Genomic DNA, 19,560 nt, shown 5'->3' with positions numbered 1-19,560 from the left:
GGCCGGGCCAGCCTAGCACCGCTCGTCGCCGCGCTGCGGCCGGCGCGGAACGAGCCGCTACAATGCGCGCCCGTTTTCGCCCGGCATTTCCGCCGCATCCCATGGCCGCGACCCGAAGCCCGGCAGCAGCCCGCGCCCGCGCACCCAAGCCCGCCAGGGCCGCCCCCAAGGTCGGCTTCGTCTCGCTCGGCTGCCCCAAGGCGCTGGTCGATTCCGAGCGCATCCTCACCCAGTTGCGTGCCGAGGGCTACGAGACAGCGCCCGCCTACGACGCCGCGGACGTGGTGGTCGTCAACACCTGCGGGTTCATCGATGCCGCGGTCGAGGAGTCGCTCGACGCCATCGGCGAGGCCATGGCCGAGAACGGCAAGGTCATCGTCACCGGCTGCCTGGGCACCGGACCGAAGAGCGGCATCGTCCGCGAGAAGTTTCCCGACCTGCTGTCGATCAGCGGGCCGCAGGACTACACCACCGTGATGAACGCGGTGCATGCCGCGGTGCCGCCGGCGCACGATCCGTTCTTCGACCTGCTGCCGCCGCAAGGCATCAAGCTCACGCCGAAGCACTACGCCTACCTGAAGATTTCCGAAGGCTGCAATCACAAGTGCAGCTTCTGCATCATCCCGTCGATGCGCGGCAGGCTCGCATCGCGCCCGGTCGGCGAGGTGCTGCTGGAGGCCGAGAAGCTGGTGAAATCCGGCGTGCAGGAACTGCTGGTGATCTCGCAGGACACCTCGGCCTACGGGGCCGACCTGAAGTACGCGCCGGGCCGCTGGCGCGACACCGGCTACGCGACGCGCATGCTCGACCTGTGCCGCGGCCTGGGCGAACTGGGGGCGTGGGTGCGGCTGCACTACGTCTACCCCTACCCGCACGTCGACGACGTGATCCCGCTGATGGCCGAAAACAAGGTGCTGCCCTATCTCGACATTCCGTTCCAGCACGCTTCGAAGTCGGTGCTCAAGGCGATGAAGCGCCCGGCCGCAGCCGAGGACACGCTCAAGCGCCTCGCCATCTGGCGCCGCATCTGCCCGGACCTGACCATCCGCTCGACCTTCATCGTCGGCTTCCCCGGCGAGACCGAGGCGGATTTCGAGCTGCTGCTCGACTGGCTCGACGAGGCCCAGCTCGATCGCGTCGGCTGCTTCCAGTACTCGCCGGTGGACGGCGCGACCGCCAACGCCCTGCCCGGCGCGGTGCCGGACGAGGTCAAGGAAGAGCGTTACCACCGCTTCATGCAGAAGCAGGCTTTGATCAGCGCAGCCAAGCTGCAGAAGAAGGTCGGCCAGACAATCGAAGTGCTGATCGACGAGATCCACGACGACGCCGCCAGCGTCGGCCGTTCCTGGGCGGATGCGCCGGAAATCGACGGCAAGGTCTACGTGAAGGGGCTCGGCAAAGGGGGCAAGCTCAAGGCCCTGCCCGGCCAGCGCGTGAAGGTGAAGGTCGTCGACGCCGACGAATACGACCTGTTCGCGACGATCGTCTGATCAGCGCGCCCGCGCAGCGAGTACCTGCGGCATGCGCATCGCCATGCCGCCCCACAGCAGCATCAGGATGAAGCGCTGCGCCTCGGTGCGGATCTGGTCGCGCCGCGCCGGCTGCTCGAGGTAGTCCAGCGAGTAGAACGCCATCTCGCGGATCACCACCGCGGCGATGCCGTGCACGGCCTGGGCGTCGACGAACTGCGGCGGCACGATCTCCAGCATGTCCTCGGCCATGTCCGTGGCCAGTTCGTCGAACACCTTGCGCAGCGCTCCGCGCAGCACCGGCGAGGTGCCGTGCAGCTCGCGGATGCCGACGACATAGGCCTGCTGATGCTCGGTGACGAACTCCAGCACCAGTGCCACGGACTCCTGGATGATGCCTTCGGCCCGGCGCATCAGCTCGAGCGGGTCCTTCGCGGCGTCCAGCCGCAGCGCATCGCCGAGCGGCCGCCGCCGGCGCTCGCGCAGGCCCTGCCGCAGCTCGCCGGCCAGCTCTTCGATCACGGCCAGGCCGAGATCGTCGAAGTTCTTGAAATGCCTGTAGAACGTGTTCGGGTTCAGCCCCGCCTGACGTGCCACCTCGCGCAGCCCCAGCGACGCCAGGCTGCGCGTCGTCGCGGCGAGCTGCAGGGCCGCGGCCATCAGTCGCTGACGCCCGGTCTGCGGCGCGGCAGCGGCCTTGCCGCGAAGCGTCGCCGTGCCCGGGGCCACTCCCGAATCCGTTTTCATTTCAGCAGCATGGATAGCGCAGTCGGTGAAACCATGACATCAAGCGTTGACATCGTCGTAGACACTCGTCTACTTTGCCGGTAGACGATTGTACACCTCGCCTTCCGGCGAGCCTCCAGGAGACGCCGACATGAATCCGTCCGCCACCATCTCGAACATTTCCGGCCTGGCCCGCAAGGCACAGGCCGCGATCCTGCCGACGCGCCGCGACATCCGCTTCGACCTGCCGGCCGAGCACATCGCCGACTGGAACAAGGGCAGCGTGCACCTCTCGCAGTTCATGAACACGCTGTCGATCTTCTTCCCCGTCGGCGAGCGCTTCTTCATCGACGCCGTGCGCCAGTACCGCGACCGCATCACCGACCCCGAGCTGCAGAAGGCGGTGACGGCGTTCATCGGCCAGGAGGCGATGCACGGTCGCGAGCACGAGGAATACAACGAGCTGCTGTTCGCGCGCGTGCCCGAGGCCGCGCAGGTCGAGCGCTTCGTCTTCGCCCTGCTGGAAAACCTCAAGAAGCTGCCGCCGCGCATGCGCCTGTCGGCCACCATCGCGCTGGAACACTTCACCGCGATTCTCGCCAACGAACTGCTCAGCGAACCACGCGTGCTGGAAAACGCCGAGCCGCGCTTCGCGCGCCTGTGGCGCTGGCACGCGCTGGAGGAAACCGAGCACAAGGCGGTGGCCTTCGACGTCTGGGATACCGTCATGGGTCGCGGCACCGGCGCCTACCTGGAGCGCACCGGCGGCCTGGTGCTGGCCACGGTGATCTTCTGGTCGATCGCGATTCCGGCCTATCTCGCGGTGATCCGCCGCGAGGGCAGGCTCACGGATCTGAAAGGCTGGCGCTTCTTCTTCCAGCACAGCTTCACCAAGGTGCCGTTCTTCCCGCGCCTGCTCAGGCCGTATCTCGACTACTTCCGTCGCGACTTCCATCCCTGGGATCACGACAACCGCCACTTCCTCGACGAGATCGACAGCACGCTCGGCGAGCTGCGCCCCGCCGCCTGACGGCCGCGCTGCGCACGGCCGCCCTCTCCCACCGATCGCTGCGCGGTCGGTCCCCCCTCCCCCGCAAAGGGGGAGGGTCGGCAAGCGTCGCGACGCGACATCCTGAACCTGGAGCACGAACGACCATGGGCATGTACGAGAACCCCGCGCCGCGCGGACCGACCCGGCATCGCGTCGCCATCATCGGCAGCGGCTTTTCCGGGCTGGGCATGGCGATCCGGCTCAAGCAGTCGGGCATGAACGATTTCGTCGTCTTCGAGAAGGAAGGCGGCGTCGGCGGCACCTGGCGCGTGAACCACTACCCGGGCTGCGCCTGCGACGTGCAATCGCACCTGTACTCGTACTCGTTCGAGCCGAATCCGCGCTGGTCGCGGATGTTCGCGCCGCAACCGGAGATCAAGGCCTATCTGGAACACTGCGCGCAGAAGTACGGCGTGCTGCCGCACCTGCGCTTCGACACCGAGATCCGCAGCGCGCGCTGGAGCGAGGACGAGGGCCTGTGGCACATCACCGATGCCGACGGCGTCGAGCACACCGCGAACGTGCTGGTTTCGGGAATGGGCGGCCTGTCGACCCCGGCGTACCCGAACGTACCGGGCATCGAGCGGTTCAAGGGCAGGACCTTCCACTCGCAGCAGTGGGACCACGATTACGACCTCAAGGGCAAGCGCGTTGCCGTGATCGGCACCGGCGCGTCGGCGATCCAGTTCGTGCCGCAGATCCAGAAATCGGTCGCGCACCTGGATCTGTATCAGCGCACGCCACCCTGGGTCGTACCCAAGCCCGACCGCGCGATCACCGACGCCGAGAAGACGCTCTTCGAGAAGCTGCCCTTCGTGCAGACGGCGATGCGCGGCGCGATCTACGGCATGCTCGAAAGCCGCGCGCTGGCCTTCAGCGTCGAGCCGCGGATCATGAAGCTGGCGCAGAAGATGGCCGAAGCGTACATCCGCCGCCAGGTGAAGGACCCCGCGCTGCGCGCGAAGCTGACACCCGATTACACGATGGGCTGCAAGCGCGTGCTCATCGCCGACGACTACTACCCCGCGGTTTCGCAGCCGAACGTGGAACTGGTCACCACCGGTATCCGCGAAGTGCGCGCGCACGGCGTCGTCGATGCCGACGGCGTCGAACGCGAGGTCGACTCGATCATCTTCGGCACCGGCTTCAAGGCGACCGACCCGGTGCCGCGCGGCGTGGTCTACGGCCGCGACGGCCGCGATCTCGTCGACGCCTGGCCGCAGGGCCCCGAGGCGTACAAGGGCGCCGCGATTTCGGGCTTCCCGAACCTGTTCTTCATCGTCGGGCCGAACACCGGGCTCGGTCACAACTCGATGGTCTATATGATCGAGTCGCAGGTCGCCTATGTGACCGATGCGCTGAAGACCATGGACCGGCGGCGACTACGCTCGGTTGAAGTCCAGCCGGCCGCGCAGCAGCGCTTCAACGAGTCGCTACACGCACGGCTGCGCAAGGCCATCTGGACCGTGGGCGGCTGCATGAGCTGGTACGTGCATCCCGACAGCGGTCGCAACGTCACGCTGTGGCCGGGCTTCACCTGGCAATTCCGCCTGTCCACGCGCCGCTTCGATCCGCTGGCCTACACGCTCAAGCCGGCCGGCAGGCCACGTTCGCTGGGCAATGCGCGCCCCGGCGCCGCGCGGCAGGCGGCCACGACGTAGGCCGGTGCCCGCCGCGCCTTACAACAATGCGCCGGGATTGAGAATGCCGTTCGGATCGAGCGCCTGCTTGATGCGTCGCATGGCCTCGACCGCGACGGCCGGCTTGTAGCGCAGCAGCTCGTTGCGCTTGAGCCGGCCGATGCCGTGCTCGGCGGAGAACGATCCACCGAGTTCGGCGACGATGTCGTGGACGATGCGGTTGCAGCGCTCCCACTCGCCGAGAAAGGTCTCGCGATCCGCGCCTTGCGGCTGCGACACGTTGAAATGGATGTTGCCGTCGCCCAGGTGCCCGAACGGGCAGACGCGGGCACCCGGCAGCGCCGATTCGACCGCCGCGCCGGCACGACGCAGGAACTCCGGCACCGCCGACACCGGCACGGAGACGTCGTGCTTGATGCTGCCGCCTTCGTGCTTCTGCGCCTCCGGGATGCTTTCGCGCAGACGCCAGAACGCCTGCGCCTGCGCCTGCGATTCGGCGAGCGCCGCATCGAGCAGCTCGCCGGCCTCCAGGGCTTCGGCCAGTGTCGCCTCGAACAGCGGCCGCAGCTCGTCGACGACGCGTCCGCCGCTCACCTCGACCAGCAGCATCCACGGCGGCAGCGTCGCGAACGGCGCGCGGCAGCCGGCGACGTGTCGCGTTGCGAAGGCGACGCTGCGATCGGACATCAGCTCGCAGGCATTGACGCGACCGTCGCTCGCCTGCTGCAGGCGGTCGAGCACCGCGAGTGCGTCGTCGATATCGCCGACCGCGAGCAGCGCGGTCTGGACGTCGCCCGGCTGCGGGAACAGGCGCAGCGTCGCGGCGGTGATCACGCCGAGCGTGCCTTCGGAGCCGACGAAAAGATCGCGCAGGTCGTAGCCGGTGTTGTCCTTCTTCAACGTGGACAGTCCGTTCCAGACCGTGCCGTCGGCCAGCACCACCTCCAGGCCCAGTGCGAGGTCGCGCGCGACCCCGTAACGCAGCGCATTGGTGCCGCCGGCATTGGTGGCGAGATTGCCGCCGATCTGGCAACTGCCTTCGGCGGCGAGACTCAGGGGAAAGAGCCGGCCCGCCTCCGCCGCCGCCCGCTGCAGCTCGGCGAGGATGCAGCCGGCCTCGGCGGTGAGCGTGCGGTTGCGCGCATCGAGTGCACGGATACGGTTCATGCGACGCAGGCTGAGGATGACCTGGTCGGCACCCGCCACCGCCCCGCCGCACAGTCCGGTGTTGCCGCCCTGCGGGACGACGCCCAGACGCGCGGCATTGCAGTGCGCGAGCACGCGCGACACCTCGTCGGTGGATGCCGGTGCGATCACTGCGACCGCGGCGCCCCGATAGCGCCCGCGCTGCTCCTCGACGTACGGCGCCATCGCCGCCGGATCGTCGATCCATCCGGCCGGCCCGACGACGGCGCGCAGCTCGGCGAGGACGGACTCGAAGCGCTGGTCATTCATGGCTGACGGCATGATCGCACCAACCGCGTCCGCGCGCCGCGCCCTGGCTCGTTTCGCCATCCCTGCGCAATGCTGGCCCATGCACACGGCCTATCCATGACCGGACGCCCGGGATCGCTCACCCCAGCGCCAGACTCCACAGCGGCACCGTGGCCAGCGACAGCAGGATGCCCGCACCGAGCACGCTGTTGGCGAGGGCCGGCTCCAGGTTGTGCTGATCGGCAAGAATCGCGGCGGAAATCATCGGCGCCATCGCCGCCTGCAGCACGCCTATCGTCAGCGTCAGGCCGCCCACGCCCGCAACGACGCCGAGCAGCAGGACCAGCAGCGGCGCCAGCAGCAGCTTCCAGCCCAGACCGAGCACGAGCGGCAGCGCCTGGCCTTCGCCGAGCTGCAGCCGGAAGCGCAGGCCTACCGAGAACAGCGCCAGCGGCACCAGCGTACTGCCGATCCGCTGCAGCACTTCATCGACGAGCGGCGGCCAGCCGCCGAGCCCACCGGCGAGAACGCCGACCAGCAGCGCGAGGAAGGCCGGGAACAGGAGCACGCGCCTGGCGATCGCGGAGGCGTGCGTCCTTGCACCGGAATAGAGCGCGGAGACCCAGGTACCGCCCGTGGCGAGCACGACGAAGCAGCCGAGCTGATCGGCCACCACGCCCAGCGCGAGGCCGTCGCGACCGTGCAGGGCCTCGATCATCGGATAGCCCATGAACGACGTGTTGCCGAGGCCGCAGACCAGCGTCAGTGCACCGATGCGTGCGCGGCTCCAGCCCAGCCGTCCGCCGAGCAGGCGAAATCCGGCGAACGCGCCTGCGAAGACGAGCCACTGAGACACGACCAGAAACCAGAACTGCCAGTCGAACCGCAGTTGCGGAATCAGATCGAGCACCAGCGCCGGCAGGGCCAGATTGATCACCCACCAGTTCAGGCCCTGGGCGAGCCCCAGCGGCGGCCTGGCCAGGCGCGCAACCAGCGCACCGAGCAGCAGACAGGCAATCAGCAGGGTGAAGGCGGCCATCGGGGCGGCATTGTAAGGGGGCGGCCGCTGGCGGGCCCGCCACGTCGTCGCACCCGGGCCCGCGGATCAGGCGCTTTCGTAGCGGCGCTTGCCCGAGTGATGGACGCGGACGGTGGACTGCGTGCCGACGCGCGGCTTGATGCCGAACTGCGGCGCGCGGAAGGACGGGTTGTCGAGCATCGAGCCCGCCTGCGCAGGCTGCCCGGCGAACGAGTCCTCGGTCTCCTCGGCGGCCGTCTCGGCCTGCGGCGCCGTCTCCGGCTCCGCCGGCTTCGGTCGCTTGCGCAGCATCGAGGCAGTGATTCGTGGCTTGGTCATGGTACGTCGCGGCAAATGAAGCGGCTGGATGATAGCCCGCCGTAGAAGGCAAGCACGAATCGATCCAGACCGACGGTACTACAGAGGTCGACACAACAGAAAAGCCCGCGAATCCGCGGGCTTCTCCGAACTGCCGCACCTTGCGGTGCCGGCGTGTTGGCTGGGGGACTAGGATTCGAACCTAGATAGGCAGAGTCAGAGTCTGCAGTCCTACCATTAGACGATCCCCCAATTGATTCGTTGTCGAGTCCTGGGGCACTCGGGTCGGCGAGTATATCGCGCCGACCCGAGTCTGTTCGACCGCGCAGTGCCGATCAGCGCTTCGAGTACTGCGTGCCGCGACGGGCCTTGTGCAGACCGACCTTCTTGCGCTCGACCTCGCGGGCGTCGCGCGTGACCAGACCGGCGGCGCGCAGTCCGGGACGCAGGCTCTCGTCGTAGTCGATCAGCGCGCGGGTGATGCCGTGACGGATCGCACCGGCCTGGCCGTTGGGGCCACCGCCGGCCACCGTCACCTTGATGTCGAAGCGGCCGACCGACTCGGTCACTTCGAGCGGCTGGCGCACCAGCATGCGCGAGGTCTCGCGGCCGAAGTAATCCTCGACGGTCTTGTCGTTGATCGTGATGTCGCCCTTGCCGGGCTTGAGGAACACGCGCGCCGTCGCAGTCTTGCGGCGGCCGGTGCCGTACTTGTAATCGATGGTCTTGGCCATGGCTCGAAAGTCCCGGTCTTAGAGAGTGAGGGTCTTGGGCTGCTGCGCCGTGTGCGGGTGCTCCGCGCCGGCGTAGACCTTCAGCTTGCGATACTGGGCGTAGCCCAGCGGGCCCTTCGGCAGCATGCCCTTGACCGCCTTCTCGATGGCGCGCTCGGGATGCTTGGCCAGCACCTCTTCGAGCGTCTGCGAGCGGATGCCGCCCGGATACTCGGTGTGCCGGTAGTAGGTCTTGTCCTTGAGCTTGTTGCCCGTGGCCTTCACCTTCTCGGCGTTGACGACGACGATGTAATCGCCGGTGTCGACGTTCGGGGTGTACTCGGGCTTGTGCTTGCCGCGCAGGCGGTTCGCGATCTCGGTTGCCAGCCGGCCGAGCGGCTTGTCCGTCGCGTCAATCACGAACCAGTCGCGCTTGACGGTCTCGGACTTGGCGAAGATGGTGGTCTTCATCAGTCCAGTCCTTCAGGCCCCTTGGGGGCGATTTATAGTTCAGTTGCCCCGGAACGCCGGGCAACCTCGAAAAAGGCCGCGGATTGTAGCGGCGACACCTGCCCCGCGCAAGGCACCTGCCGGGTTGGCATCCCCCGGCCACCGATGGCCGGGATCCCGTCCCGGACGCCCCCCTGCCGTCAACTCCCAAAGTTGATCTTGGCTTCCAGGTTGGTACGCGAGTCGGCGTTGGACAGGGCCTCCTCGAGCGTGATCGCACCCGACTTGTACAGGCCGTACAGCGAGGTGTCGAAGGTCAGCATGCCCTTGTCCGAGGACTGGTTCATGGCCTCGCGCAGCTCGTCGATGCGCTTGCTCAGGATCAGCTCCTGCACGTACGGCGTGTTGAGCATGACTTCCATCGCGGCGACGCGCTTGCCGTCCTTGCGGCGCACGAGACGCTGCGAAATGATCGCGCGCAGCGTCAGCGACAGGTCCATGTAGAGCTGTTCGCGCATGGTTTCCGGATACAGGTTCACGATGCGCTGCATCGCCTGATAGGCGTTGTTGGCGTGCAGCGTCGAGATCGCCAGATGACCGGTGTTGGCGAGCTGGATGCAGGCGTCCATGGTCTCGCGCGTACGCACCTCGCCGACGAGGATGACGTCCGGCGCCTCGCGCAGCGAACTCTTGAGAGCCCGCTCGTAACTCACGGTGTCGGTCCCGACTTCGCGCTGGTTGACGATGCTGCGGCGGTTCGGGTGAACGAACTCGATCGGGTCCTCGATCGTCAGGATGTGCCCGGTCTGCGTCTCGTTGCGGTGATTGATCATCGCCGCGAGCGTCGTCGTCTTGCCGGAGCCGGTGGCGCCGACCATCATCACCAGGCCGCGCTTGTGCTGGATCAGGTCCTTGAGCACCGGCGGCATGCCGCCCAGGTCGTCGAGGCGCGGCACCTGCGCGCGGATGTAACGCAGCACCATGCCCAGTGACCCGCGCTGGTTGAAGATGTTGACGCGGAAGCGGCCGAGCCCCCCGGCCTCCGTCGCCAGGTCGATCTCCATGTTCTGCTGCAGGTACTCCTGCTGCTCCTGCGACAGGATCGACAGCGCCAGCTCCTTGATGAACTCGCGGGTGAGCACGTTCTTGCCGATCGGCATCAGCTCGCCTTCGATCTTCACCTGCGCCGGTGCATTGGCCGTGAAGAACAGGTCGGAGCCGTTCTTCTCCACGCACAGCTTGAGGTAAGGCAGGATCTTGAGCATGGAGTCGTTCGCCTAGCGGCGGATCACGTTGGCGGTCTCGTCTTCCTTCATCTGCATCTTGCGCACCATCTCGTCGTCCATCAGGTTCTGGCGCGCACGCTTGGACTCCAGCTTCACGCGCAGCCGCAGTTCGTTCTGCGAGTCGGCATTGCGGATCGCCTCGTCGTAGCTGATCAGCCCGTCCTCGAACAGCTGGAACAGGAACTGGTCGAAGGTGATCATGCCCTGCTCGTTGGAGCGCGCCATGACCTCCTTGATGCCGGCGACCTCGCCCTTGAAGACCATGTCGGCGATCAGCGGCGAGTTGATCATGATCTCCATCGCCGCGACGCGGCCGCCGCCTTCCTTGCGCACGAGGCGCTGCGAGATGATCGCCTTGAGGTTGAGCGACAGGTCCATCAGCAGCTGTTCGCGCTTCTCCTCGGGGAAGAAGTTGATGATGCGATCGAGCGCCTGGTTGGCGCTGTTGGCGTGCAGCGTCGCCAGCACGAGGTGACCGGTCTCCGCGAAGTTGACCGCGTACTCCATGCCCTCGCGGGTGCGGATTTCGCCGATCAGGATCACGTCCGGCGCCTGGCGCAAGGTGTTCTTGAGCGCGTTTTCCCAGGAGTAGGTATCGGTGCCGACCTCGCGCTGCGTGATCAGGCAGCCAATGTGCGGATGCACGTACTCGATCGGGTCCTCGATGGTGATGATGTGCCCGCGCGAGTTGGTGTTGCGGTAGCCGACCATGGCCGCCAGCGAGGTCGACTTGCCCGAGCCGGTGGCGCCGACCATGAGCACGAGGCCGCGCTTCTCCATGACGATCTTCGCGAGCTGCGGCGGCAGCCCGAGCTGCTCGAAGGTCGGAATCTCGGTGTTGATCGTACGCAGCACGCCGCCGACACGGTTCTGCTGCACGAAGGCGTTGACGCGAAAACGCCCGATCCCCGGCGGCGAGATCGCGAAGTTGCACTCGTTGTTGGCTTCGAAATCCTTGATCTGCCGGTCGTTCATCAGCGAGCGGACGATGATGGCCGCGGCTTCCGCGGGCAGCGGCTTGTCCATCACCGGCGTCATCTGGCCGTCGAGCTTGATCGCCGGCGGAAAACCCGAGGTGATGAACAGGTCCGACGCGCCCTTCTGCTTCATCAGCGTCAGCAGCTGCTGTACCAGCTTGACGGCTTGTTCGCGGTCCATGGCGTTCTCGGCAGGGAGGTCAGACGGTGAAGCTGCGCGGGTCCGCGGCACGCATCCGCGCTTCCTCGAGCGAGGTCATGCCCTTGCGCACGAGGTCCTTGAGGCACTGGTCGAGGGTCTGCATCCCTTCCTTCTGACCTGTCTGGATGGAGCTGTACATCTGCGCCACCTTGTTCTCGCGGATCAGGTTACGGATGGCCGGCGTGCCGATCATGATCTCGTGCGCGGCCACGCGGCCGCCGCCCTTCTTCTTCAGCAGCGTCTGCGAGATCACCGCGCGCAGCGACTCGGACAGCATCGCGCGCACCATGTCCTTCTCCGCCGCCGGGAACACGTCGACGATACGGTCGACGGTCTTGGCCGCCGAGGAGGTATGCAGCGTGCCGAACACGAGGTGACCGGTTTCGGCCGCGGTCAGTGCCAGGCGGATGGTTTCGAGGTCGCGCATTTCGCCGACGAGCACCACGTCCGGGTCCTCGCGCAGGGCCGATCGCAGCGCCTCGTTGAAGCCCAGCGTGTCGCGATGCACCTCGCGCTGGTTGATCAGGCAGCGCTTGGACTGGTGCACGAACTCGATTGGGTCCTCGACGGTGAGGATGTGTCCGTACTCGTTCTCGTTGATGTGGTTGACCATCGCCGCCAGCGTGGTCGACTTGCCGGAGCCGGTCGGCCCGGTCACCAGCACGATGCCGCGCGGGAACTCGGAGATGTCCTTGAAGATCGCCGGGCACTTGAGGTCTTCGAGCGTGAGGATCTTCGACGGAATCGTGCGGAACACCGCGCCCGAGCCGCGCGCCTGCGTGAATGCGTTGACGCGGAAGCGCGCGAGGCCGGGAATCTCGAACGAGAAGTCCGTTTCCAGGAACTCGTCCCAGGCCTTGCGCTGCTTGTCGTTCATGATGTCGTACACCATGTCGTGGACCTGCTTGTGGTCCAGCGGCGGCAGGTTGATGCGCTTGACGTCGCCATCGACACGGATCATCGGCTCGACGCCGGCCGACAGATGCAGGTCCGATGCCCCCTGTTTCACGCTGAATGTCAGCAACTGCGCGATGTCCATGCAATACGTCCCTGAACTTATTGTCTAATTGCCCGTCGAGCCGGTCGCACGTTATCGGCAATTCCGGGGCGAGGCAACATGAACCACATCGGCGAAAACCTGGGCCGGGTGCGCTCGCGCATCGACGGCGCCTGCGCTGCCGCCGGCCGTGCGGCGGACGCCGTCACCCTGCTCGCGGTGAGCAAGACCTTCGACGCCGCCGCCGTGCGTGCCGCGGCCGCCGCCGGGCAGCGTGCCTTCGGCGAGAACTACGTGCAGGAAGCGCTGGCCAAGCAGGCCCAGTTGCAGGACCTGGATCTCGCGTGGCACTTCATCGGCCCGCTGCAGAGCAACAAGACGCGGGCGGTGGCGGAGCATTTCGACTGGGTCCACAGCGTGGACCGCCTGAAGATCGCCGAGCGCCTGTCGCAGCAACGCCCGCAGGCGCTTGCGCCGTTGCAGGTCTGCGTACAGGTGAACATTTCCGGCGAGCACAGCAAATCGGGTTGCGCAACGGACGAAGCCGCGGCGTTGTGCCGGGCCGTGGCGCAGCTGCCGCGCCTGCGCCTGCGCGGCCTGATGGCGATTCCGGCACCGACCGCGCCCGGCAGCGACCCGCGGGCGCCCTACCGGGCCCTGCGCGAACTGTTCGCCGGACTGTCCGGCCTCGGACTCGACACGCTGTCGGCCGGCATGTCCGACGATCTCGAAGCCGCGATCGCCGAGGGCGCGACGATGGTGCGCGTCGGCTCGGCCCTCTTCGGCCGCCGGCAGGTTGTCTGAGTCGGGGCGACGGCACGACGCAGCGCGCATCAGGCGGGACCGCGCCGGCCGACACGACACCGACCGGTCTGGGTACGATAGCGCGCCCCGACTGCCACGCTCCGATTCCGCCATGTCCGCCGATACCGCCAAACGCCAGGCCGCCGAGGCCGCCCTCGCCTACATCGAGCCCGGCGAGGTGCTCGGCGTCGGCACCGGCTCGACCGTCAACCACTTCATCGACCTGATCGCCGAGAAGCGCCTGCAGGCCGACATTCCCGGCGCCGTTTCCTCGTCCGAGGCCACCACGCAGCGGCTGCACAAGATCGGCGTGCGCGTGCTCGACCTCAACGACACCGGCACGCTGTCGATCTACGTCGACGGTGCCGACGAGGCCAATGCGCATCTGCAGCTCATCAAGGGCGGCGGCGCGGCGCTGACGCGCGAGAAGATCGTCGCGGCCGCGAGCCGCAAGTTCGTCTGCATCGTCGACGAGTCCAAGCGGGTCGGCGTGCTCGGCAAGTTCCCGCTGCCGGTCGAGGTGATCCCGATGGCGCGCTCCTACGTCGGCCGCCAGCTGACGGCGCTCGGCGGTCACCCCTATCTGCGCGAAGGGGTGACCACCGACAACGGCAACCTGATTCTCGACGTGCGCGGTCTGGACATCGTCGATCCGGTCGCGCTCGAGAGCCGCATCAACGCGATTGCCGGCGTGGTCACCGTGGGGCTGTTCGCACAGCGACCCGCGGACGTGCTCATCGTCGGATCGCCCGGCGGCACGCAGATCATCGACGGCCGCTAGCCCGGCCGCCGCAAACGCAAAGGCTCCGGCCCGCGCCGGGCGGACCGGAGCCCTTGCCTGCAGGGCCGGCGATCAGCGGCGGCGCGCGCCGCCGCGACGGTTGTCGCGCGGCTTCTCCTCGTTGACCTTGAGCGGCTTGCCGCGCAGTTCCTTGCCGTTGAGTCCGGCAATCGCGGCGCGCGCTTCGTGGCCTTCCATCTCGATGAAGCCGAAGCCCTTGCACTGGCCGCTGAACACGTCCTGCGCCAGCTTGATCGAGAATACCTTGCCGAAACCGGCAAACAGTTCGCTGAGCTCGCGCTCGGTGGTGTCGGCGGGCAGGTTGCCGGCGAATACTCGCTTCATGTCGTTCTCCTTGCGGGTGGATCAGGATGCCTGGCGTCCGCCGCGGCGGCGGCGACGACGCTTCGGAGCCGGGTGCTCCGTGCGCGCTTCGCGCGCGACCGGCGCGGCAGCCGGTGCATTTCGGGATGGGCGGGCGCCGCGACCGCCGCGCTCGCGTTCGGCGGCAGGCCGCTCGCGCCGCTGCGGCTCGGCCGCGGTGTCGCTCGCGGGACGGCGCACATAGCCTTCGACCTCGAAGGCCGGAACCGTGCGGCGCAGCAGACGCTCGATGCCGCGCCACTCGGAATACTCCTCGCGGCAGACCAGCGAGATCGCCTCGCCGACCTGTCCGGCACGGCCGGTGCGGCCGATGCGATGCACGTAGTCCTCCGGCACCGCCGGCAGCTCGAAGTTGATGACGTGCGGCAGCTGGTCGATATCGAGGCCGCGGGCGGCGATGTCGGTCGCAACCAGCGCCCGCACCTGCCCGGTCTTGAACCCCTCGAGCGCCTTCAGGCGCGCGTTCTGGCTCTTGTTGCCATGCAGGGCAGCGGCCGTGATGCCGTCCTTGATCAGGCGCTCGGTCAGCCGATTGGCGCCGTGCTTGGTGCGCGTGAACACCAGCACCTGGCGCCAGTTGAAGCGACTGATCATGTAGCCGAGCAGCCCCGCCTTGTCGATCTTGTCGACGAAGATCGCACGCTGCGTCACCGCTTCGGCGGCACTGTTGCGCGGCGCGATGTCGATCGTCGCCGGGTTGTGCAGCAGGCCTTCGGCGAGTTTGCGGATATCCGGCGAAAACGTCGCCGAGAACAGCAGGTTCTGGCGTCGCGACGGCAGCTTCTCGATCACACGGCGGATGTCGCGGATGAAGCCCATGTCGAGCATGCGGTCGGCCTCGTCGAGCACCAGATAACCAACCCGCGACAGATCGACGGTGCGCTGCTGCACGTGATCGAGCAGGCGCCCCGGCGTGGCGACGACGATATCGACGCCGCGACGCAGCGTCTCGATCTGCGGCTTGATGCTGACGCCGCCGAAGATCAGCGCCGCGCGCAGGGCCGGCAGGCCCTGGCCGTAGGTGCGCACACTGTCCTCAACCTGGACTGCGAGCTCGCGCGTCGGCACCAGTACCAGCACGCGCACGTGCCGGTGCGCCGGATCGACGGCCTCGGCGGACAGGCGGTGCAGCAACGGCAGCGTGAAGGCTGCGGTCTTGCCGGTGCCGGTCTGTGCGGCGGCGAGCAGATCGCGGCCGGCGAGAATCTCCGGCACGGCGCGCTGCTGAATCGGGGTAGGCGTGGTATAGCCCTGTTCGGCCACGGCGCGCAGCAAAGGCGGCGCCAAGCCCAGCGAATCGAACGACATCGACATCTCCTGAACATGCGGGCGGCCAATGGCCGCAAAGCCTGCCGGGCAATCACCAAGAATTGCCGGGGCCGGTTCAGGCGAGTCAATCAACGGTTGCGGGGGACGAATCGCCAGCAGGTTTGCGGCATCGCGGCCCCGGACCGGGGCCGCTTTACGACAGCGCAAACCGACAGTGCGCCTCGCAAACGGCGCGCAGTATAGCGGCGACGGCGAAATTCACCTAATCTGCGGCCGTACGGCACGCAAGATATGTGCCGAAAAAATGACCACCCCAGCCAGAAGGACGCCGATCATGAAGCCCCTCATCCTCGCCGCCACCGCGCTGCTCGCCCTACCCGCCCACGCCGACACTTGGAAGGCCCTGAAGGAAACCGCTAAGCAGCAGGCGTCGCAGAAAGCCGAGGAAGAGCTCGGTCTGCCACAGGCGTCCAAGCCTGGCGCCGAGGTCTACCTCATCGAGCCAGCCAACGGCGCCGAAGTCTCCAGCCCGGTGCGCGTCGTTTTCGGCCTGAAAGCCATGGGCGTTGCCCCCGCCGGCGTCAACCAGACCGGCACCGGACATCATCACCTGCTGATCGACAGCCCGCAGATCGACTACACCCAGCCGCTGCCCGCTTCCGAGCAGGTCGTGCACTTCGGCGGCGGTCAGACCGAGACGACAATCGAACTCGCGCCCGGCACCCACACCCTGCAACTGCTGCTCGGCGACTGGAAGCACCAGCCCCACAATCCGCCGGTGCAGTCGGAGAAGATCACGATCACGGTCAAGTGATCACGGCAGTTTCCGGTTCCCGGTTGCCTGCCGCCGGTCAGGGCGGCAGGCCGGGCCTGGCCCTGAAAGCCGGCAACTTTTCACAGGACACTGCTTCTCCGGCATGAAATCCTCTCTCGGCCTGCGGCTCGGCCAGTCGCTGACGATGACCCCCGCGCTGCAGCAGGCTATCCGCCTGCTGCAGTTGTCGAGCCTCGACCTACAGCAGGAAATCGAGCAGGCGCTGGACGCGAACATCCTTCTGGAACGCGACGAGGCGGCGACGGACGACGAGGCCCCTGCTGCCGAGGCAACGGAGACCACCGAGTCCGGCGAGACCGAAACCCTCGAACTGGGGGACGACGGCGCGATCCCGGACGAGATGCCGGTCGACGCCGACTGGGGCGACGTCTTCGACGATCTGCCGGCACAGCCGCGCAGCAGCGACGACGATGAACTGCGCGAGTTCCTCGAAGCCAACCTGCACAAGTCCCTCGGCCTGCGCGAACACCTGCTGGAGCAGGCACGCGTCGCCCCGTTCGATCCGGAGGAGGCGCCGATCGCCAGCTACCTGATCGACGCGATCGACGAGGACGGCTATCTGCGCGACTGGCCCTCGCTGCTCGAAGAGCTGTCGGTGACGCTCGGCGCTTCCGCCGCCGAGGTCGAGGCAGTGCTGGCGAAGCTGCAGGACTTCGACCCGACCGGCGTGGCGGCGCGCGACCTGAGCGAGTGCCTGCGACTGCAGGTCGAGTCGATGCCGGCGCGCACGCCGGGCGCCCAGGCCGCGCTGCTGCTGATCGAACGGCACCTGCCGCTGCTGGCGCGGCGCGACAACGCCGCCGTGGCGCGGGCCAGCGGCCTGGACGGCGCCGAACTCGACGCCGCGCTGGCCCTGCTGCGTTCGCTGCAGCCGCACCCCGGACAGGCCTTCAAGCCGCACGAATCCGACTACATCGCGCCGGATGTCTTTGTTTTCAAAAAGAATGGCCGCTGGACGGTGAGTCTCAACCCGGAACACACGCCGCGCCTGCGGATCAACGGCCACTATCAAGGCCTGATCCGCCGTGCCGATACCTCCCGGGACCAGCAGATGCTCAAGCAGCACCTGCAGGAGGCGCGCTACTTCCTCAACAGCCTGGAGGCCCGCAATGAAACTTTGCTCCGCGTCGCCCAGTCGATAGTTGAAGAGCAGCGCGCTTTTCTGGAATATGGACCCGAAGCGATGCGTCCCCTCGTGCTGCGCGACATCGCCGAACAGCTGGGCATACATGAATCGACCGTTTCACGCGCCACAGCCAACAAGTACATGCTCACGCCACGTGGGCTCTTCGAACTCAAGTATTTCTTCTCCAGCCACGTCCAGACCACGGGCGGCGGCGTCTGCTCGGCCACGGCGATCCAGGCGATGATCAAGCGCCTGATCGGCACCGAGAACCCCGCGCGCCCGTTGTCCGACGCCACCCTTTCCGAACTCTTGCTCAAGGAGGGCATCCAGGTCGCACGTCGTACCGTTGCCAAATACCGCGAAGGCCTGGGGATTCCCCCCTCGCACGAGCGCAAGCCGCTGGCCTGAGGGCCGGCATCCGTATCGCCTAGGAGGTCCACGATGAATCTCAACATCTCCGGTCACCATGTCGAAGTCACGCCGCCGATGCGCGACTACGTCGTCACCAAGCTCAGGAAGCTCGAACGACACTTCGACCATCTGATCAGCGCGGAGGTGGTGCTTTCCGTCGAGAAACAGCGACAGAAGGCGGAGGCGACGGTGCACGCCAGCGGTGCCAACATGCATGCCGAGGCGGTCGACGGCGATCTGTACGCGGCGATCGACCTGATGTCGGACAAGCTCGACCAGCAGACGCGCAAGCACAAGGAGAAGCTGCGCGACCACCATCAGAAGGAAGCGCACAAGCGCATGGCGCAGCCGGGGGTGTCGTGAAGCCAGGCTTCACACCGGCTGGCGGGCGGCGGTGATGCGCCCCGCTGGCGAAACGTGCAGCCGCCGTCCGGTGCGCGGGCGCACATAGGGTTTGCCCCACACGGACGGCGTGAGTGCTGCTGGTAGAATCCACGCACTCGCGAGGGCCCCGGCAGCCTCGTGCCCGGGCCCTCTTTTTTCGCCAGGAAGAAGACACCACACCATGAAGATCGCAGACATCCTGTCGCAGGACCGCGTCAGCCAGGGCCAGACCTTCACCAGCAAGAAGAAGGCGCTCGAAGAGCTGTCGAACCTGCTGGCCCGGGGTGTGCCCGGCGTGCAGGCTGCGGACATCCTGACCAGCCTCGCCGCGCGCGAGAAGCTCGGCAGCACCGGCCTGGGACACGGCGTGGCGATTCCGCACGGCCGCATGGCCGGCGTCAACGAGAGCGTCGGCGCGTTCATGCGCCTCAAACACCCGCTCGACTACGACGCCCACGACGGCCAGCCGGTCGATCTGGTGTTCGGCCTGCTGGTCCCCCAAGGGGCGACCGAGGCCCACCTGAAGCATCTGGCGGCCATCGCCGAGATGTTCTCCGACGGTGCGTTCTGCCAGCAGGCACGCGAGGCCGCCGACGAGGGTGCGCTGTTCAAGCTGCTGAACGCCTACACGCCCGCGAACTGATCCACCATGCCGCGACACGCGCCGGCTGCGTCGACGACGCTGCACGGTGTGCTGATGCGCGTGCACGGCGTCGGCGTGCTGCTCACCGGCGCCAGCGGTGTCGGAAAGAGCGAACTGGCGCTCGAACTGCTCAGCCGCGGCCATCGGCTCGTCGCCGACGATGCCGCCGAATTCACGATGGCGCGCGGCGTCCTGCGCGGTCGCTGTCCGCCGCTGCTGCAGGGCTTCATCGAGGCGCGCAGCCTCGGCATCCTCAACGTGCGTCGCCTCTATGGTTCCCGCAGCGTGCTCGGCACGACACGTCTGGATCTCATCGTTGCGCTCGACACGCCCGGGGCGCTGCCGGAAACCGGTCTCGAACGCCTGAGCGGGCAGCGTTCGACGCGCAAGGTCCTCGGCATCGACGTGCCGGCGGTCTCGATCCCGGTGCGGCTCGGGCATAATCTCGCAGTACTCGTCGAAGCCGCCTGCCGCGACGACCGTCTGCGCCGCCAAGGCTATCGCGCCGACGCCGACCTGACGCGCCGGCAGATGCTCGAGATCAGGAAGCAGGACCCACGTCCGTCACCGGGGAAGCCCAAGTGAAACACCGCCACGAGCGCCGCAACGAACGCGCGCGGCCCTGTGGGGAGCGCCACGGCG

Annotated in this window: 21 protein-coding genes and 1 tRNA gene; 10 read left to right on the top strand and 12 right to left on the bottom strand. The window is 67.4% G+C overall.

The window, feature by feature from the left end; genetic code table 11:
* Positions 1-101: 101 nt before the first annotated feature.
* Positions 102-1,490, top strand: a complete 1,389-nt coding sequence (gene rimO, locus C8D93_RS11815) for a 30S ribosomal protein S12 methylthiotransferase RimO (protein ID WP_110265405.1) — start codon at positions 102-104, stop codon at positions 1,488-1,490.
* On the opposite strand, the gene C8D93_RS11810 is transcribed toward rimO, so the two are convergent.
* On the bottom strand, positions 1,491-2,198 hold the full coding sequence (locus C8D93_RS11810; RefSeq protein ID WP_170124006.1) for a TetR family transcriptional regulator: 708 nt from the start codon (positions 2,196-2,198) through the stop codon (positions 1,491-1,493).
* Positions 2,199-2,346: 148 nt separating this feature from the next.
* On the opposite strand from C8D93_RS11810, the gene C8D93_RS11805 reads away from it, so the two are divergent.
* Positions 2,347-3,225, top strand: coding sequence for a metal-dependent hydrolase (locus C8D93_RS11805; protein ID WP_110265403.1), 879 nt, complete (start codon positions 2,347-2,349; stop codon positions 3,223-3,225).
* A 131-nt stretch (positions 3,226-3,356) separates the two neighbouring features.
* A complete protein-coding gene (locus C8D93_RS11800) occupies positions 3,357-4,907 on the top strand; it encodes a flavin-containing monooxygenase (protein WP_110265568.1) in 1,551 nt (516 codons plus the stop codon).
* An 18-nt stretch (positions 4,908-4,925) separates the two neighbouring features.
* Here C8D93_RS11800 and C8D93_RS11795 read toward each other — a convergent pair whose 3' ends face one another.
* The 9 genes from C8D93_RS11795 to C8D93_RS11755 form a co-directional block, all read right to left on the bottom strand.
* Complete coding sequence (locus C8D93_RS11795) at positions 4,926-6,341, bottom strand: FAD-binding oxidoreductase (protein WP_110265402.1); 1,416 nt, start codon at positions 6,339-6,341, stop codon at positions 4,926-4,928.
* A gap of 118 nt (positions 6,342-6,459) precedes the next feature.
* On the bottom strand, positions 6,460-7,359 hold the full coding sequence (locus tag C8D93_RS11790) for an AEC family transporter (protein ID WP_110265401.1): 900 nt from the start codon (positions 7,357-7,359) through the stop codon (positions 6,460-6,462).
* Between the two features lie 66 nt (positions 7,360-7,425).
* Positions 7,426-7,677, bottom strand: coding sequence for a hypothetical protein (locus C8D93_RS11785; protein WP_110265400.1), 252 nt, complete (start codon positions 7,675-7,677; stop codon positions 7,426-7,428).
* A 157-nt stretch (positions 7,678-7,834) separates the two neighbouring features.
* A tRNA-Gln gene (locus C8D93_RS11780) sits at positions 7,835-7,908 on the bottom strand.
* 83 nt (positions 7,909-7,991) lie between these two features.
* Positions 7,992-8,390, bottom strand: a complete 399-nt coding sequence (gene rpsI / locus C8D93_RS11775) for a 30S ribosomal protein S9 (RefSeq protein WP_110265399.1) — start codon at positions 8,388-8,390, stop codon at positions 7,992-7,994.
* A gap of 18 nt (positions 8,391-8,408) precedes the next feature.
* Positions 8,409-8,840, bottom strand: a complete 432-nt coding sequence (gene rplM, locus C8D93_RS11770) for a 50S ribosomal protein L13 (RefSeq protein WP_110265398.1) — start codon at positions 8,838-8,840, stop codon at positions 8,409-8,411.
* A gap of 179 nt (positions 8,841-9,019) precedes the next feature.
* Positions 9,020-10,084 carry a PilT/PilU family type 4a pilus ATPase gene (locus tag C8D93_RS11765; RefSeq protein WP_110265397.1) on the bottom strand — a complete coding sequence of 355 codons (1,065 nt, stop codon included), beginning with the start codon at positions 10,082-10,084 and terminating at the stop codon, positions 9,020-9,022.
* Between the two features lie 12 nt (positions 10,085-10,096).
* Positions 10,097-11,263, bottom strand: a complete 1,167-nt coding sequence (locus C8D93_RS11760) for a PilT/PilU family type 4a pilus ATPase (RefSeq protein WP_110265396.1) — start codon at positions 11,261-11,263, stop codon at positions 10,097-10,099.
* A gap of 19 nt (positions 11,264-11,282) precedes the next feature.
* Positions 11,283-12,323, bottom strand: a complete 1,041-nt coding sequence (locus tag C8D93_RS11755) for a type IV pilus twitching motility protein PilT (protein ID WP_110265395.1) — start codon at positions 12,321-12,323, stop codon at positions 11,283-11,285.
* Positions 12,324-12,401: 78 nt separating this feature from the next.
* On the opposite strand from C8D93_RS11755, the gene C8D93_RS11750 reads away from it, so the two are divergent.
* The gene (locus tag C8D93_RS11750) at positions 12,402-13,085 is read left to right on the top strand and encodes a YggS family pyridoxal phosphate-dependent enzyme (RefSeq protein ID WP_110265394.1); all 684 of its coding nucleotides are present in this window, start codon (positions 12,402-12,404) and stop codon (positions 13,083-13,085) included.
* Between the two features lie 112 nt (positions 13,086-13,197).
* The gene (rpiA, locus tag C8D93_RS11745) at positions 13,198-13,866 is read left to right on the top strand and encodes a ribose-5-phosphate isomerase RpiA (RefSeq protein WP_110265393.1); all 669 of its coding nucleotides are present in this window, start codon (positions 13,198-13,200) and stop codon (positions 13,864-13,866) included.
* Between the two features lie 72 nt (positions 13,867-13,938).
* Here rpiA and C8D93_RS11740 read toward each other — a convergent pair whose 3' ends face one another.
* Positions 13,939-14,211: an RNA recognition motif domain-containing protein gene (locus C8D93_RS11740; RefSeq protein ID WP_110265392.1), complete on the bottom strand. Its 273-nt coding sequence runs from the start codon at positions 14,209-14,211 to the stop codon at positions 13,939-13,941.
* A 21-nt stretch (positions 14,212-14,232) separates the two neighbouring features.
* Positions 14,233-15,558, bottom strand: a complete 1,326-nt coding sequence (locus tag C8D93_RS11735) for a DEAD/DEAH box helicase (RefSeq protein WP_110265567.1) — start codon at positions 15,556-15,558, stop codon at positions 14,233-14,235.
* A gap of 295 nt (positions 15,559-15,853) precedes the next feature.
* Between C8D93_RS11735 and C8D93_RS11730 the strand changes: the two genes are divergently transcribed.
* From C8D93_RS11730 to C8D93_RS11710, 5 genes are all read left to right on the top strand, one after another.
* Positions 15,854-16,333, top strand: a complete 480-nt coding sequence (locus tag C8D93_RS11730) for a DUF4399 domain-containing protein (RefSeq protein ID WP_110265391.1) — start codon at positions 15,854-15,856, stop codon at positions 16,331-16,333.
* Positions 16,334-16,436: 103 nt separating this feature from the next.
* Entirely contained in the window at positions 16,437-17,888 is a 1,452-nt protein-coding gene (locus C8D93_RS11725; protein WP_110265390.1) for an RNA polymerase factor sigma-54, read from the top strand.
* A gap of 33 nt (positions 17,889-17,921) precedes the next feature.
* Complete coding sequence (gene hpf, locus C8D93_RS11720; protein ID WP_110265389.1) at positions 17,922-18,254, top strand: ribosome hibernation-promoting factor, HPF/YfiA family; 333 nt, start codon at positions 17,922-17,924, stop codon at positions 18,252-18,254.
* A gap of 202 nt (positions 18,255-18,456) precedes the next feature.
* On the top strand, positions 18,457-18,918 hold the full coding sequence (locus C8D93_RS11715) for a PTS sugar transporter subunit IIA (protein WP_110265388.1): 462 nt from the start codon (positions 18,457-18,459) through the stop codon (positions 18,916-18,918).
* A 6-nt stretch (positions 18,919-18,924) separates the two neighbouring features.
* Positions 18,925-19,503, top strand: coding sequence for a hypothetical protein (locus C8D93_RS11710; RefSeq protein WP_110265387.1), 579 nt, complete (start codon positions 18,925-18,927; stop codon positions 19,501-19,503).
* Positions 19,504-19,560 lie beyond the last annotated feature (57 nt).

It is taken from the genome of Sinimarinibacterium flocculans (genome assembly GCF_003201205.1).
In the GTDB taxonomy this organism is placed as follows: Bacteria; Pseudomonadota; Gammaproteobacteria; order Nevskiales; family Nevskiaceae; genus Solimonas; species Solimonas flocculans.
This window is presented reverse-complemented; position numbering and strand designations above follow the sequence as displayed.